We start from the raw sequence: 14,730 nt of genomic DNA on the forward strand, positions 1-14,730 counted from the left end.
ATGGAACCCATCTGTCGCGGTCGAACCACAACTCTTTGATCTGGTGGGTCAACTTTTCGAAACGGATCGGGACCATCCATTTCGGTTGATCCACTAGGCGGCAGTGCCCCCATGGCTGCGGGCGCGCAGGCGTGCCCAGATCCAGGCAACGCTCACCACGAAGGCGGCACCGGCCGCGGCCGTGATGTGCGCCCATTGCTGCGCGACCTCGACGCCGCCGATGCGGCTGGTGACGGCGGTGTCGCTGAGCAGCATATCCCCTGCCACCCACCCGAGCAGTGCGGCACCCACCCAGACCAGGATGGGGAAGCGATCCAGCAGGGCCATCACAACAGAGGAGCCGGCCACGATCAGCGGGATGGAAATGGTGAGGCCCAACGCCAGCAGCAGAAGGTCGCCATGGGCGACTGCCGCAACGGCAACCACATTGTCGAGGCTCATGAATACGTCCGCCAGCGCCACGGTCCCCACCGCGCGCCACAGGCTGTCGCTGGCCTTGACGGCGTCGCCGTCTTCCTTGGGCAATGCAAGGTCGATGGCGATATAGAAAAGCGCAAGCGCCCCAACCACCTTGAGCCACGGCAGCGCCAGCAGGGTGGCGACGATCCCGGTGAAGATGATGCGCAGGCCCACCGCAACGGCGGAGCCAAGAATGATGCCCCATTTCCGCGTCCGATCCGGCAAGGACCGGCAAGCCATGGCAATGACGACCGCATTGTCGCCAGACAACAGCACGTTGATCCAGATGATCTCGACGAAGGCGATCCAGAACTCGGGCGAGTTGATCGTCATATGGGGCCTTCCCTCAAACGGCGGGCCTTGGGACGGATGATGCCGAGGTCCGGGAGGTTTCTCGCACTGCGGCAGGCTCAGGAACCCACAGGCCGGCGACATTGAAGCCAAGCCTGTCCATGGCGCAGGGAGCGGCGCCCGCATAGGTCGAACGGTGAGCGCGGCGGAAATATCCGCCGCGCTCCGTCGTAATCAGCCGACGATTTCGTTCTGCGCGAAGAACTGGGCGATCTCGATCGCCGCATTCTCGGCGCTGTCCGAACCGTGCACCGAATTGGCTTCGATGGATTCGGCGAACAGCTTGCGGATGGTGCCGTCGGCCGCATTGGCCGGATTGGTGGCGCCCATCACGTCGCGATACTTAAGGACCGCGCCTTCGCCTTCCAGCACCTGCACCACGACGGGGCCGGTGGTCATGAAGGACACGAGGTCATTGAAGAAGGGGCGCGCGCGGTGCACGGAATAGAAGGCCTCGGCCTGCTCCTTGGTGAGCAGGATCCGCTTCTGCGCAACGATGCGCAGACCGGCCGTCTCGATGACCGCATTGATGGCCCCGGTGAGGTTCCGACGCGTTGCGTCGGGCTTGATGATCGAGAAAGTGCGCTCGATCGCCATGATGATCGTCCTGTCTATTGGAAGCTGAGCGGGAGCCGCGATCACGCGCGGTGCCGGGCTATTAGCAGCGAAGCCGGCCTGCGGCAAGGGAAGGGGCCCATATGGGCGCAAATGGCGTGCGTTTCGGCGTGCCTACACCTGATCGGCCCTGGCGTTCGGGGCCGGGCCGAGAACGCCGGCCAGCGCCCGCTCCACCACCGCCTCCACCGCAAAGCCGATGCTGCCGCCCAGTACGCGCGGCCAGAACAGCGGCTCCTTGATGGCGCCGAGGAACTGGGCTGCCACTAACGCCGGATCCGCATCGTCGGCGATATGCCCGGCCTGCTGGAGCAGAGCGAAATAGGCGGCGAGCCGGCTGGTGACCTGGAGCTTGCCCGCCTGGAAATAGGCCGGAGACAGTTCGGGAAACCGCGGCGCCTCGGCGATGATGAGGCTGAGGAGGCCGATCACCTCCGGCTGCTCCCAATGGGCGATCAGCCGGTCCACATAGGCCCGCAGCACCGGGCGCGGGTCGCCCTGCGCGGTGTCGGGCAACAACGGGGCCTCGGTGAAGAATGACCACACCTCGGCGATCACCGCCGCGAACAGGTCCGCCTTGCCGGGGTAGTATTGATAGAGTGTGCGCTTGGACACCGGGGCGGCCGCGGCCACCGCATCCATGCTGGTGGCGCCGTAGCCGCGCTCCAAGAACAGGGTGCGGGCAGCTGCGCGGATGCGAGCGGCGCTGCCGCGCTTGTCGAGCTTCAGCGGGGTCATGCTTGACAAAGTAAACGATCAAGTTTACTTTTTATATGGATCGGGAGCGTCCCGCCACCGGTCCCAATCATACATCCCCGCATTCCACCTCCCCACATATGAGGCGCACCATGGACCACCGTCCGCTCGGTCGCACTGGCCTTTCCGTGTCCGCCATCGGCCTCGGCTGCATGGGCATGTCCGAATTCTATGGCGCCAGCGATGACGCCCAATCGCTGGAGACGCTGGAGGCGGCCCTGGCCGCCGGCATCACCTTGTTCGACACCGCCGACATGTATGGCACGGGCCACAATGAAACCCTGCTTGGGCGCTTCCTGAAAGGCAAGCGCGATCGGGTGGTTCTGGCCACCAAGTTCGGCAATGTCCGTGGCCCCAATGGCGAGCGCCTGGGCATCAACGGCAGCCCCGAATACGTGCGCACCGCCTGCGATGCCAGCCTGAAGCGGCTCGGGATCGAGACCATCGACCTCTATTACCAGCATCGCGTGGATCCCAAGACTCCCATCGAGGACACGGTGGGGGCCATGAGCCGGCTGGTGGAGGCGGGCAAGGTGCGCTTCCTCGGCCTGTCGGAATGCTCGGTCGCCACCTTGCGGCGGGCGGCGGCGGTGCATCCCATTGCGGCGGTGCAGACCGAATATTCGCTCTGGACCCGCGATCCCGAGGCGGAAATGCTTGCGGTCTGTGGCGAACTGGGGGCGTCGTTCGTGGCCTATAGCCCGCTGGGCCGTGCCTTCCTCACCGGCGCCGTGACCAGTGTCGACGATCTGGCCACGGACGATTTCCGCCGCAACAACCCCCGCTTCCAGGGCGAGGCCTTCACCCAGAACCGTCGCCTCGCCGACGCGCTGGCCGCCTTCGCTGCCGCGCGCAACGTGACGGCAGCGCAGATCGCGCTCGCCTGGCTGCTGAACAAGCAGCCGGGCGTGATCCCGATCCCTGGCACCCGGCGGATCAAATATGTGCAGGAGAACGCAGCGGCGGTGGCGATCCGTCTCAGCGCCGCCGAACTGGCGGAACTGGATGCGCTGTTCCCGCCCTCCGCCGTGGCCGGCACCCGCTATCCCGAGCCGGTGATGGCCAACCTCAACATCTGACGGCGGCTCGCCTCAGCCTGCAGCGCCGCTCACGGGCGGCGTTGCAGGAACACGGTGCTCTCGAAGTCCAGCACCAGGTCGCCATGCTGGTTCACGCCGGTGTTGTAAGCGGTGAGCAGGCCCCATTGCGGCCGGCTGCGGGTGGCCTGCTTGTCCTTCACCTCGGTGGCGAAGGTGATGGTGTCGCCCACATAGACCGGCTTCAGCCAATGCAAATTCTTGAAGCCCGGCGAGGGGCCGGCGCCGACCACCACCTCGCCGCGGGCTTTCGCCTCCGCGATGCTGTTGGTCTGGTGGGCGACAAAGCACTTCATCCACATGGCGGCGGTGTGCCAGCCGGAGGCGCACAGCGCCCCGAACTGGCTGCGGCGGGCGGCCGCGTCGTCCACATGGAAGGGCTGCGGATCGAACTGTTGCGCGAAGCTGATGATTTCCTCGCGGGTGAAGACATGGGTGCCCAGAATCTGGCGCGACCCGATCTCCGTATCCTCGAAATATCTCATGCCAATCGCGCCCCCGGATTGCGTCGCCCGAACATGACCACCACCACCTGATCCACCGCCACGGTCCCGCCGGTCTTCAAAAGTTCGAAGCGGAAGGTCACCAGGCCCATTTCCGGGCGGCTCTTGGAGGTGCGGCTTTCCAGGATGGTGCGGCGCAGCGTGACCACGTCGCCGGGGTGCACCGGCTCGCGCCACCTTGTCTCGGTGACGCCGGGTGATCCCATGCCGGCGGCGCGCAGCAAAAAGCCGTCGCAGATCAGGCGCATCATGATGGCGCAGGAATGCCAGCCGGAGGCCGCCAGCCCGCCCAGCATGGAAGCTGCGCCGGCGGCGTGGTCCAGATGCATGGGCTGCGGGTCGAACTGGCGCGCGAAGTCTATGATCTCCGCTTCCGTCACCGTGTGGGAGCCGAACGTTTTCACGTCGCCTTCCACGAAATCCTCCCAGAAGAGTTCCGGCATGCTTTGCTCCCGGCGTGTGGGGGGATCTCAGGCGTTGTCGGCGCGCAGGTCAACCCACCCGATGCGCTCCGGCGGCCGTTTCGCCGCCGGGAGGCCTATCCGGCAGGGCTGTGCGCCTCAATTGGCGAAGCGGAAATGCAGCACGTCGCCGTCCTGCACCACATATTCCTTGCCTTCCAGGCGCAGGCGTCCGGCATCGCGGGCGCCCGATTCGCCCTTGTACTGGACGTAATCCGCATAAGCGATGGTCTCCGAGCGGATGAAGCCCTTCTCGAAGTCCGAATGGATCACGCCCGCCGCCGCCGGGGCCTTGGTGCCCTTGGTGATGGTCCAGGCACGGGCTTCCTTGGGGCCGACGGTGAAATAGGTCGCCAGATCCAGAAGTTCGTAGCCGGCGCGGATCACGCGGTTGAGGCCGGGCTCTTCCAGGTCGATGGCATCCAGATAGTCGCGCTGGTCTTCCAGGGGCAGCACGGCGATCTCGCTCTCGATCTTGGCCGACACCACCACCGCCTTGGCGCCTTCTTCCTTGGCGCGGGCGAACACCTGGGCCGAGAGCGCATTGCCCTCCTTGGCGGAAGCCTCTTCCACATTGCAGACGTAGAGCACCGGCTTGGCGGTCATCAGGCCGAGCAGGCCGAAGGCGCGCTCTTCATCGGGCTTCACCTCGGTGAGGCGGGCGGGCTTGCCCTCGCGCAGCAGCACCAGAGCGCGGAGCATGAGCTCCAGGGTCTCCTTGGCATCCTTGTCGGCGCCCTTGGCCTTCTTCTCCATGGCGGCGGCGCGCTTTTCCAGGCTGTCGAGATCGGCCAGCATCAGCTCGGTCTCGATGATCTCGATGTCGTCCACCGGGGAGATCTTGCCCTCCACATGGGTGACATCGCCATCCTCGAAGCAGCGCACCACATGGGCGATGGCGTCGCACTCGCGGATGTTGGCCAGGAATTGGTTGCCCAGGCCCTCGCCCTTGGAGGCGCCGCGCACCAGGCCGGCGATGTCCACGAAGGTCAGGCGGGTGGGGATGATCTGGCCGGAGCCGGCGATGGACGCCAGGGTATCCAGGCGCGCATCCGGCACCGCCACTTCACCCACGTTGGGCTCGATGGTGCAGAAGGGATAGTTGGCGGCCTGGGCCGCGGCGGTCTGGGTGAGGGCATTGAAGAGGGTGGACTTGCCGACGTTGGGCAGGCCGACGATGCCGCATTTGAAGCCCATGCTACGCGTTCTTTCTTTCGCTCTAAGACGGCCCGGATGCTGGGATCCGGGGCCATGTTCGGGATCGATAGGCCCTATCGATCTTTCAGGGTGGCAAAGACGGTTTCGATATCCGTCTTGAACGGGTTGACGATCAGGGTGCGCTCGACCTCCAGGCCGTCTTCGATGGCGTCGCTCACCAGCAGGCGGCATTGTGCCGTCACCGCCGAGGCCACCATCAGACACTCCCACCAGTCGAACTTGAAACGGTCCTCGATGCGCCAGGCCTCGCCCATCAGCTCCGAGGACGTCCCGGTATGGCAGGCAGGCAGCAGGTCGCGCAGGAAGTCCCGTATCACATCGCGGGAGGCGAACGGAAATCGCCGTGCGGCCAGGGCGTAGAATTCTTGCATCACCTGGGCGCTGACCACCAGTTCGCCATTGCGGCGGATGGAGCGCAGGCTATGGCGCGTCAGCGCCCGCAGGCGGGCCTGGCTCCGGTCGTGCAGGCAGATCAGGACGTTCGTATCCACGAAGCACCGTACGGTCATGGACGTCCTCCCGTTGGGGCGCGGGCGCGCCGTCCGCATCCCAGCCGGGCGCGGCAAGCCAGCGATCGAAGGGGCTCAAGGGGTCCGCGTGGCCACCCAGCGCACGGCTGAGGTGGGCGGCGATGAATTTCGACAGGCTGGTGCCCTCCCGCGCGGCGGCCAGGCGCAGGCGGGCGGCGAGATCGTCGGGGAGCGTAATGGTCACGTTCTTCATGGACGCCTCGGGCGACGGAAGGGACGTACGGCTACGCGGGTGCGATCAGCTTGGGCGTTTGGGGGCGGCGGTCAAGGCCGCGCTGGCGCAAGGGGGCGCGTTTGCGGCCTCAGGCCCGGGCGCCGCCCAGCGGCTTGGGGTCGGAGAAGCCTTGCGCGTCCATGAACAGATGCGCCCGGTTCTGAAACTCTTCCGGCTTGCCGGCGGTGAGGAGGTCGGTGAAGTCCGCACAGGCGGTGCAGACCGCCTCCACCCACTCCTGCTCGGCCTTGCCGAAGTCGTTCAGCACGTAACCGTGGACCAGGCTCTTGTCACCCGGATGACCGATGCCCAGGCGCACCCGCCAATAATCATTGCCGCATTGGGCGGTGATGGAGCGCAAGCCGTTGTGGCCGGCATTGCCGCCGCCCTTCTTCACGCGGATCTTCGCGGGCGGCAGGTCCAGCTCGTCGTGGAAGACGATGATGCGTTCCAGGGGGATTTTATAGAAGCGGGCGGCTTCGGCGACCGCGCGGCCGCTCTCGTTCATGAAGGTTTCCGGCAGCAGGGCCAGCACCTTTTCGCCGCCGATCTCGCCTTCGCTCACCGCGCCCTGGAAGCGCCGGCGCCAGGGGGAAAGACGATGGCGGCGGACGATCGCGTCCACCGCCATGAAGCCGATATTATGCCGGTTGCCGGCATATTTCGAGCCGGGATTGCCCAGGCCTGCGAACAGGAACATGGCGCTCTCCGGCTCGAACGGTCGTCAGGCCTTGCCGGGCGTGGCGGCGGCCGCGGCGGCCGCGTCGTCGGCTGCGGCATCCGCAAGACCCGACGGGGCCACGACGGTGGCCAGCGTGTCATCGCCGGACATGGCCGAGGTCACGCCTTCGGGCAGCTTGATGGCCGAGAGATGCAGGCTGTCGCCGATCTCAAAGCCGGTCAGGTCCGCCTCGATGTGGCCGGGAATGGATTCGGCCGGGCAGTCCAGCTCCACCGCATGGGCGACGATGTTGAGCGTTCCGCCACCCTTGATGCCGGGGGCGGCATCCTGGTTCACGAAGTGCACGGGCACTTCCACGGTGATGCGCGCGCCCTGGGACACCCGAAGGAAGTCCACATGCAGCGGCAGGTCCTTCACCGGATCCAGCTGGTAATCGCGGGGGATCACGCGGTGCTTCGTGCCATCCACGTCGATTTCGAACAGGGTGGTCAGGAAGTGGCCAGCGTAGATGATGCGGGTGATGTCCTTGTGGTTCAAGGAGATGGTCACCGGCTCTTTCTTTTCGCCGTAAATCACGGCGGGCACGCGTCCAGCGCGGCGCTCTTCACGGGCGGCCCCCTTGCCGGCCCGCGGGCGCGCCACAGCCTTCAATTCTTTGATGGCAGTCATGGCACTCGTCCTAGCTTTGGTCTGGGTCTAAACAACCAACGGCCGCTCACGCGGCCGTCATGGCATTCCCGTCCGGCACGCCTCCAGGGGGGCGCATGCCTGACGAGAACGCGGGCTTATAGCGGCAATGGCCTGCAAAGGCAATGAACATGCGGAATCGGGGGACTGACATGCGCGTTGGGCGGGGGGTACAGCGATTTTTCCAGATCGCCGCGGCGGGGGTGCTGCTGGCGGTTGCGATGCCGGGCGCCGGCCGGGCCCAGGCGCCTACGGTCACGCCGCCCCGTCCGGTGGTGGTCTGGAACGTGCCGGACGTGGATCGCCTGCCGGACAATGACTATGGCCGCCTGGTGCGCTATGGCCGCTCGGTCCTGGAGCAGACCTCCGCCCATATCGGGCCGGCGGTGGCCGATCCCGCCCAGCGCTTTGCCGGCAACAACATGGCCTGCGCCGATTGCCACCTGAATGCCGGCCTCAAGAAGTTCGGCCTGCCGCTGGCGGCGGCGTCCGCCGATTATCCCGGCTACAGCACGCGCACCGGCGCTGAGGCCACCTTGCCCGACCGGCTCAATGCCTGCATGACCCGCAGCATGAATGGCCGCCCCATGCCGGCGGACGCCCGGCCGATGCAGGCGCTGGTTGCCTATTTGAGCGTGCTGGCGGAGCATATTCCAGCGGATGCCAAGCTGGCCGGCGGCGGGGCCGGTGCCATGCCCGAGCTGGCGCGGGCCGCCGATCCGGTGAAGGGGGAGGCGGTGTTTGCCCAGGTCTGCGCCGAATGCCATCGGCGCGATGGGCTCGGGGTTCGCCATAATCCGGTGGACGCCAGCTTCGGCTATAGCGTGCCGCCCCTGTGGGGGCCGGACAGCTTCAACGACGGCGCCGGCATGGCGCGGCTGATCACCCAGGCGAATTTCGTCCACAATAACATGCCCAACGGCACCAGCTGGGTGGCGCCGCAGGTCGCGGTGGAGAATGCCTGGGACGTGGCCGCTTACGTGCTCTCGCAGCCGCGGCCGGCCCGGGCGGGGCTCGACAAGGATTTTCCGGACCTGCTGGCGAAGCCGGTGGATACCGCCTATGGGCCGTTCGCCGACGGCTTTTCGGCGGCCCAGCACAAGTACGGGCCATACGCCCCCATCCGGGCGGAACTGGCCAAGATCAAGGCGGAGCGGGGCGCCGTGCCCAATCCCAACGACCGCTGAGATGGGTCGTCCGGCCCGCACCCGTGCGGGCCGGATCGGCTCAGTTGGGCTTGGGCTCGGCGGAGCAGACCTTGTTGCCGGTCTTCTGCCAGAAGAAGTCGCCGCACCTGTCGCAGCCGGAGACCGCAAGGCCGAGGGCAGCCACCACGGCCAGTCGCAGAACCATTCGCATCACATACCTCTTCCCGGATCCGTTCGGCGGACGCTAATGCGCCACGCCGTCCGAGGGAAGCTCTCTCGCAGCGGCAGAGGCGTCCCCATCCCGGTCGCATCGCCCGCGTCCATGGCGATGACCACGGACTTCCGCCGTTGCGACACCGTGTGTCACGACGAAACCGCGCCTGTGGCGTCGCATCACAAAAAGCTCATGGGGTCCACGTCGATGGCCACCTTGGTATTGCCGGTGGGCCGGGGCGCCACCGCCCGCCACGCCCGCAGATAAGACGACAGATCGAAGCCGCGCGGCGCCCGCACCAGCAGGCGCCAGCGATGGCGTCCGCGCAGCACCGCCAAGGGCGCCTCCGCCGGCCCCAGCACCCGCACCCCCTCCGCCCGGGGCGCGCTGGCGGCCAGCCGCCGGGCATGGCCCTCGGCCACCGGGCCTTCGGTGGCGGAGATGACGAGGCTGGCCAGGCGGCCGAACGGCGGCAGCACGGCCTCCTCGCGGGCGGCGATCTCGGTTTCATAGAAGGCGGCCCGGTCGCCCTTCACCAAGGCCTGCATCACCGGATGCTCGGGCATGTGGGTCTGGATGAAGCCGCGCCCCTCGGTGGCGCCGCGCCCGGCCCGCCCGGCCACCTGATGCACCAGCTGGAAGGTGCGCTCGGCGGCGCGGGGGTCGCCATGGCCCAGGCCCACGTCCGCATCCACCACCCCCACCAGGGCGAGGCCGGGGAAGTTATGGCCCTTGGCGACGAGCTGGGTGCCCACCACCACATCCACCTCGCCCTTGGCCACCGCCTCCAGTTCCGCCCGCATCCGCTCCATGCCGCCGGCCATATCGCTGGAGAGCACCAGGCTGCGGGCGTTGGGGAACAGGGTCTGCACTTCCTCCTGCAGCCGCTCCACGCCGGGGCCGCAGGGCACCATGGAGTCCTTCTCGCCGCAGGCGGGGCAGTTCTCCGGCACCGGGGCCTGATAGCCGCAATGGTGGCAGGAGAGGCGGCGCCGGAAGCGATGCTCCACCAGCCAGGCGGAGCAGGATGGGCATTTGATGCGCACACCGCAGGCGCGGCAGAGCGTCAGCGGGGCATAGCCGCGGCGGTTGAGGAACAAGAGCGCCTGGCCCTTGTCCTCCAGGGTCTGGTTGATTTCCGCTTCCAGCCGCGGGGCGATCCAGCGCCCGCGCGGCGGGCCGTCGCGGCGCAGATCGATGGGCAAGAGGCCGGGCACCTTGGCGCCGCCGAACCGCAGCGGCAGAGCGAGGCGCTGGTAGCGGCCGCGCCGGGCATTCACCTCGGTCTCGATGGAGGGGGTGGCGGAGGCGAGGATGATGGGCGCGCCCACCAGGCGGGAGCGCACCACCGCCATGTCGCGGGCATGATAGGCGACGCCGTCTTCCTGCTTATAGGCGGGGTCGTGCTCCTCATCGACGATGGTGAGCGCCAGATCCTGGAACGGCAGGAACAGCGCCGAGCGGGCGCCGGCCACCACCTGCACCGCGCCGCTGGCCACCCCTTCCAGGATGCGCCCGCGCCTGCGGGTGGAGACGCCGGAATGCCATTCCGCCGGGGCGACGCCGAAGCGCTTGGTGAAGCGATCCAGGAACACCTGGGTGAGGGCGATTTCCGGCAGCAGGATTAGCGCCTGGCGGCCCTCGCGCACCGCCTGGGCCACCGCCTCGAAATAGACTTCGGTCTTGCCCGAGCCAGTGACGCCATCCAAGAGGTGCACCGAGAAGCCGCGCCGCTCCACCGCCGCCCGCAGGGCTTCGCCGGCTTCCGCCTGGGCCTCGCTGAGGGTCGGCACCGCATGGTCGGCGTCCGGCCGCTCGGCGGCGGGGGCGGGGGGCAGCACCAGGGTTTCCAGGGCGCCGTCATCCACCAGCCCGTCCACCACCGAGGGCGAGACCCCGGCCTCGCGGGCGGCATCATTCTTGGCGCGGACAAAGCCGTCCGCCATCACCGCCATCAGGCGATTGCGGGCGGCGGTGGCCCGTTCCGGCACCCGGCCGGTGGCGCGGACCCCCACCCGCTCGCGGGGCGGGGCGGGGTTTTCCTCATGCCGCAGCGCCATGCGCAGCACCATGCCGCGCGGCGCCAGCGTGTAGTCGGCCATCCAGTCGATCAGGCGGATCAGGTCCGGGGGCAGGGCCTTGTGGGTGAGGCGGGCCTTCACCGACTTGAGCTTGGCCGTATCCACCACCCGCTCGCCGGCGTCCTCCCGGCGCGGCCAGACGCAGCCGACCACGCCACGCGCGCCCAAAGGCACCTGCACCAGATCGCCGGGCTGAAGCTCCAGCCCGTCCGGCACCAGATAGGAATAGGGAGCATCGAGGCCGAGCGGCAGCAGGACGTCGACGATGGCGGGGTTCATGTTCTTCTTTTGGTCCAGGGCGGGGAAAAGGTCAAAGGCCGGGCGGGACGCGGGCCGGCCGCCGCCTCAGGAGACCGCCTTGTCGAGCGCCTTGCTCATGCGCGCCCGCCAGTCCTTGCCGGTCTTCCGGAAGCGCTCGACGGTGTCCGGGGAGAGGCGCAGCGTGACCGCCTGCTTGGGGCTGTCCACCGTCGGTCGGCCCCGCCCCCGCTTGATGCTGTCCGCCAGCTCCGGCAGCGCCTCGCCGAAGGGGCGCGCCTGTGCCAGCTCCGCATCCGTCCGCGGCCGCTCGTCCTCGGGGTCGGGGCCGATGAGGTCACCGGTGGCATCGTCCACCCACCAGCCGTCCTCGTCCTGATGCACGCCACCGGCCGCGATCAGGGCCTGCATGTCCCGATTATATACCTCCCAGCGGCGGAGCATCTCCGCCTCGTCTTCGGCGCTGTCTCCAAGATCCCGGGTCACGAAGCTGGGCCATTTGTTCTCAGCCATGGGCCATGTTCCTTTCCTTCGGCGCGGCGGGGAGCATCGAGATCACCGATAAAGCCTGCGATCCGAGCGGCGCGAACACCACGACCACCACCACCGCGACGCCATCCAGGTCGCCAATGGCCATCAGGCGTCCGGCTTTTGCGGGGACCACGGTTGCGGCGGCGAAGAAGTCCTCCGTCAGCACGGCGAAGTCCAAGCTATGCTTCAAGATATTGGCCTGTCGCTTCGGCTCGTCCCACAGGATGCGGAGCATAATAAAAGTACACCAATAATCACGATGCGGGCAAGACTCGCGTTCGTCACGCTTCGTTCGTTACCTCTGGCGTGGAGCGCGCGGCAGTGCCCTGGCGCAGATGCAGGCGCTGCCGAAGAGATGAGCATTTGCAACGCAACTCTTGCTTTGCATCACGTCCACGTCTACCTCCTGCGGCATGAAATTCCTCGATCAGGCCAAGGTCTATGTGCGCTCCGGCGACGGAGGGGCGGGTTGCGTCTCGTTCCGGCGCGAAAAATTCATCGAGTTCGGCGGTCCCGACGGCGGGAACGGCGGGCGCGGCGGCGACGTGTGGATCGAATGCGTGGGCGGCCTCAACACGCTCATCGACTATCGCTACCAGCAGCATTTCAAGGCCCAGCGCGGCGTCCATGGCATGGGCTCCAACCGCACCGGCGCCCGTGGCGAGGACAAGGTGCTGAAAGTCCCCGCCGGCACCCAGGTGCTGGATGAGGACGAGGAGACCGTGCTCGCCGACCTGACCGAAGTGGGCCAGCGCATCAAATTGCTGGAAGGCGGCAATGGCGGCTTCGGCAATGCGGAGTTCAAGACCTCGGTCAATCAAGCGCCCCGCCGGGCCAATCCGGGCCTGGAAGGCCAGGAAAAGTGGATCTGGCTACGGCTCAAGCTGATCGCGGACGCCGGCCTCGTCGGCCTGCCCAATGCGGGCAAGAGCACCTTCCTGGCCGCCACCACCTCGGCCAAGCCGAAGATCGCCGATTATCCCTTCACCACCTTGCATCCCGGCCTCGGCGTTGTGCGGGTGGACGGGCGCGAATTCGTGCTGGCCGACATTCCCGGCCTGATCGAGGGCGCCCATGAGGGCGCCGGCCTCGGCGACCGGTTTTTGGGCCATGTGGAGCGCTGCCGCGCTTTGCTGCATCTGGTGGACGGCACCTGCGAACATGCGGGCAAGGCCTATAAGACCGTGCGCCAGGAACTGCTCGCCTATGGCGGCGGCCTGGAGGACCGGGTGGAGATCGTGGCCTTGTCCAAGATCGACGCCCTCTCGCCCGAACTGCTGAAGCAGCAGAAGGAGCGGCTCCAGCGCGCCGCCAAGAAGAAGCCGCTGCTGCTCTCGGCCCAATCGGGGCAGGGGGTGCCGGAGGCGCTGCGGGCGCTGCTGGCGGTGGTGGACGAAGGCCGCGCCGCCGAGGCCGCCCCGACGCCGAAGGCGGCGTGGCATCCCTGATGGCAGAGAAATTCGAACGGCATCGCCAGCCCTGGACCAATGAAGAGATCCAGAAGCTGCACACCTATGCCAAGAAGGGCATGTCCCTGAAGGCCATCGCCAATGCGCTCACCCGCAGCGAAGAATCGGTGAAGATCCGGGCCAAGGCCGACAAGCTCACCATCGACAAGCTGCGCTGAGCGCATCAATCCCGGCCGCGCCCCTGTTCGCGCGGCCGCGCTTGGGCTATCGAGGCCGCCCATGCCGCATGCGGCGCCGACCGGGGAACCGGGCGCGCCGCTGCCTCAAGCGAAGATGCCGCCCGTGACAGCAGCCACTCCCGCCCTCGCCGATTTCCGCCGCATCGTCATCAAGGTGGGCTCTGCCCTGCTGGTGGATTCCGCCCGCGGCAAGGTGCGCCTGCCATGGCTGACCTCGCTCGCGGAAGATATCGGCGCCCTGCACGGGCGCGGCGCGGATGTGCTGGTGGTCTCCTCGGGGGCCATCGCGCTGGGGCGCACGGTGCTCAATCTGCCGCGCGGGCCGCTGAAGCTGGAAGACAGCCAGGCCGCCGCCGCCGTCGGCCAGATCGCGCTGGCGCGCACCTGGGCGGAAATTCTGGGCCATGAGGACATCACCGCCGGCCAGGTGCTGCTCACCCTCGGCGACACCGAGGAGCGGCGGCGCTATCTCAACGCCCGCAATACTTTGGCGCGGCTGTTGGATTACCGGGCGGTGCCGGTGATCAATGAGAATGACACGGTGGCCACCAGCGAGATCCGCTATGGCGACAATGATCGCCTCGCCGCCCGGGTCGCCACCATGGCCAGCGCCGATCTGCTGATCCTGCTCTCGGACATCGACGGCCTCTATACCGCCCCGCCGGCGCACAATCCCGATGCCCAGCACATTCCCGTCGTGCCGCGCATCACCGGCGAGATCGAGGGCATGGCCGGGGCCGCCGGCTCGGAACTGTCGCGCGGCGGCATGCGCACCAAGATCGAGGCCGGCAAGATCGCCACCGCCGCCGGCACCCATATGGTGATCGCCTCCGGCCATCTGAAAAACCCGCTCAAGCGCATCGCCGAGGGCGGCCGCTGCACCTGGTTCCTGGCCGGGGCGACCCCGGCCCGCGCCCGCAAGGCCTGGATCGCCGGCACGCTTGAGGCGCGCGGCGTGCTGCATCTGGACGAGGGCGCGGTGGCGGCCCTGCGCCGGGGGGCGAGCCTGCTGCCGGCCGGCGTGGTGCGGGTGGACGGCACCTTCGAGCGCGGCGACGCGGTGCTGCTGCGCGGCCCGGACGGCAGCGAGATCGGCCGTGGGCTGGTGGCGTTCGACAATGCCCATGCGGAACGTATCCGCGGCCGCTCCACGGCGGAGATCGAGACCATTCTCGGTTTGCCGGGCCGCTCGGAGATGGTGCATCGGGACGATATGGCCCTCGGCGCGGAGTAGATCGGGTTTCGCGCCTTTCGTGCGGGACCGAAGCGCCCGGCAT

At 67.8% G+C, this 14,730-nt stretch carries 18 protein-coding genes; 5 read left to right on the forward strand and 13 right to left on the reverse strand.

Going from position 1 to position 14,730, the window contains the following annotated elements:
• Positions 1-93 precede the first annotated feature (93 nt).
• From AAG816_RS24695 to AAG816_RS24705, 3 genes are all read right to left on the reverse strand, one after another.
• On the reverse strand, positions 94-792 hold the full coding sequence (locus AAG816_RS24695; RefSeq protein WP_341992366.1) for a TerC family protein: 699 nt from the start codon (positions 790-792) through the stop codon (positions 94-96).
• A 192-nt stretch (positions 793-984) separates the two neighbouring features.
• Positions 985-1,407 carry a nucleoside-diphosphate kinase gene (gene ndk, locus AAG816_RS24700; protein WP_341992395.1) on the reverse strand — a complete coding sequence of 141 codons (423 nt, stop codon included), beginning with the start codon at positions 1,405-1,407 and terminating at the stop codon, positions 985-987.
• Positions 1,408-1,539: 132 nt separating this feature from the next.
• On the reverse strand, positions 1,540-2,163 hold the full coding sequence (locus tag AAG816_RS24705; RefSeq protein ID WP_341992367.1) for a TetR/AcrR family transcriptional regulator: 624 nt from the start codon (positions 2,161-2,163) through the stop codon (positions 1,540-1,542).
• A 110-nt stretch (positions 2,164-2,273) separates the two neighbouring features.
• On the opposite strand from AAG816_RS24705, the gene AAG816_RS24710 reads away from it, so the two are divergent.
• Positions 2,274-3,260: an aldo/keto reductase gene (locus tag AAG816_RS24710; RefSeq protein WP_341992368.1), complete on the forward strand. Its 987-nt coding sequence runs from the start codon at positions 2,274-2,276 to the stop codon at positions 3,258-3,260.
• 29 nt (positions 3,261-3,289) lie between these two features.
• Here AAG816_RS24710 and AAG816_RS24715 read toward each other — a convergent pair whose 3' ends face one another.
• The 6 genes from AAG816_RS24715 to AAG816_RS24740 form a co-directional block, all read right to left on the reverse strand.
• The gene (locus tag AAG816_RS24715; protein ID WP_341992369.1) at positions 3,290-3,763 is read right to left on the reverse strand and encodes a MaoC family dehydratase; all 474 of its coding nucleotides are present in this window, start codon (positions 3,761-3,763) and stop codon (positions 3,290-3,292) included.
• Positions 3,760-4,224: a MaoC family dehydratase gene (locus AAG816_RS24720; RefSeq protein ID WP_341992370.1), complete on the reverse strand. Its 465-nt coding sequence runs from the start codon at positions 4,222-4,224 to the stop codon at positions 3,760-3,762. The genes AAG816_RS24715 and AAG816_RS24720 overlap by 4 nt, the downstream gene beginning before the upstream one ends.
• Before the next feature lie 117 nt (positions 4,225-4,341).
• Positions 4,342-5,439 carry a redox-regulated ATPase YchF gene (gene ychF / locus AAG816_RS24725; RefSeq protein WP_341992371.1) on the reverse strand — a complete coding sequence of 366 codons (1,098 nt, stop codon included), beginning with the start codon at positions 5,437-5,439 and terminating at the stop codon, positions 4,342-4,344.
• 74 nt (positions 5,440-5,513) lie between these two features.
• Positions 5,514-5,969, reverse strand: coding sequence for a PIN domain-containing protein (locus tag AAG816_RS24730; protein ID WP_341992372.1), 456 nt, complete (start codon positions 5,967-5,969; stop codon positions 5,514-5,516).
• Between the two features lie 323 nt (positions 5,970-6,292).
• The gene (pth, locus tag AAG816_RS24735) at positions 6,293-6,904 is read right to left on the reverse strand and encodes an aminoacyl-tRNA hydrolase (protein WP_341992373.1); all 612 of its coding nucleotides are present in this window, start codon (positions 6,902-6,904) and stop codon (positions 6,293-6,295) included.
• 24 nt (positions 6,905-6,928) lie between these two features.
• Positions 6,929-7,555: a 50S ribosomal protein L25/general stress protein Ctc gene (locus AAG816_RS24740; protein WP_341992374.1), complete on the reverse strand. Its 627-nt coding sequence runs from the start codon at positions 7,553-7,555 to the stop codon at positions 6,929-6,931.
• Between the two features lie 170 nt (positions 7,556-7,725).
• On the opposite strand from AAG816_RS24740, the gene AAG816_RS24745 reads away from it, so the two are divergent.
• Positions 7,726-8,760 (forward strand): c-type cytochrome, encoded by a 1,035-nt coding sequence (locus AAG816_RS24745; RefSeq protein ID WP_341992375.1) that lies wholly within the window; start codon positions 7,726-7,728, stop codon positions 8,758-8,760.
• Positions 8,761-8,800: 40 nt separating this feature from the next.
• Here the strand turns inward: AAG816_RS24745 and AAG816_RS24750 are convergent, their stop codons facing one another.
• The 4 genes from AAG816_RS24750 to AAG816_RS24765 form a co-directional block, all read right to left on the reverse strand.
• Positions 8,801-8,932 carry a hypothetical protein gene (locus AAG816_RS24750; RefSeq protein WP_341992376.1) on the reverse strand — a complete coding sequence of 44 codons (132 nt, stop codon included), beginning with the start codon at positions 8,930-8,932 and terminating at the stop codon, positions 8,801-8,803.
• Positions 8,933-9,114: 182 nt separating this feature from the next.
• Positions 9,115-11,295, reverse strand: a complete 2,181-nt coding sequence (locus AAG816_RS24755; protein ID WP_341992377.1) for a primosomal protein N' — start codon at positions 11,293-11,295, stop codon at positions 9,115-9,117.
• A 66-nt stretch (positions 11,296-11,361) separates the two neighbouring features.
• Positions 11,362-11,787, reverse strand: a complete 426-nt coding sequence (locus AAG816_RS24760) for a BrnA antitoxin family protein (protein WP_341992378.1) — start codon at positions 11,785-11,787, stop codon at positions 11,362-11,364.
• Positions 11,780-12,040 carry a BrnT family toxin gene (locus tag AAG816_RS24765; RefSeq protein WP_341992379.1) on the reverse strand — a complete coding sequence of 87 codons (261 nt, stop codon included), beginning with the start codon at positions 12,038-12,040 and terminating at the stop codon, positions 11,780-11,782. Before AAG816_RS24765 ends, AAG816_RS24760 begins: the two co-directional genes overlap by 8 nt.
• Positions 12,041-12,218: 178 nt before the next feature.
• Here AAG816_RS24765 and obgE point away from each other — a divergent pair, with 178 nt between their 5' ends.
• The 3 genes from obgE to proB all read left to right on the forward strand — a co-directional run bounded on the left by obgE (position 12,219) and on the right by proB (position 14,687).
• Positions 12,219-13,253 carry a GTPase ObgE gene (obgE, locus tag AAG816_RS24770; protein WP_341992380.1) on the forward strand — a complete coding sequence of 345 codons (1,035 nt, stop codon included), beginning with the start codon at positions 12,219-12,221 and terminating at the stop codon, positions 13,251-13,253.
• Positions 13,253-13,432: a hypothetical protein gene (locus AAG816_RS24775; RefSeq protein ID WP_341992381.1), complete on the forward strand. Its 180-nt coding sequence runs from the start codon at positions 13,253-13,255 to the stop codon at positions 13,430-13,432. Before obgE ends, AAG816_RS24775 begins: the two co-directional genes overlap by 1 nt.
• 124 nt (positions 13,433-13,556) lie before the next feature.
• On the forward strand, positions 13,557-14,687 hold the full coding sequence (gene proB, locus AAG816_RS24780; RefSeq protein WP_341992382.1) for a glutamate 5-kinase: 1,131 nt from the start codon (positions 13,557-13,559) through the stop codon (positions 14,685-14,687).
• Positions 14,688-14,730 lie beyond the last annotated feature (43 nt).

It is taken from the genome of Azorhizobium sp. AG788 (genome assembly GCF_943371865.1).
In the GTDB taxonomy this organism is placed as follows: Bacteria; Pseudomonadota; Alphaproteobacteria; order Rhizobiales; family Xanthobacteraceae; genus Azorhizobium.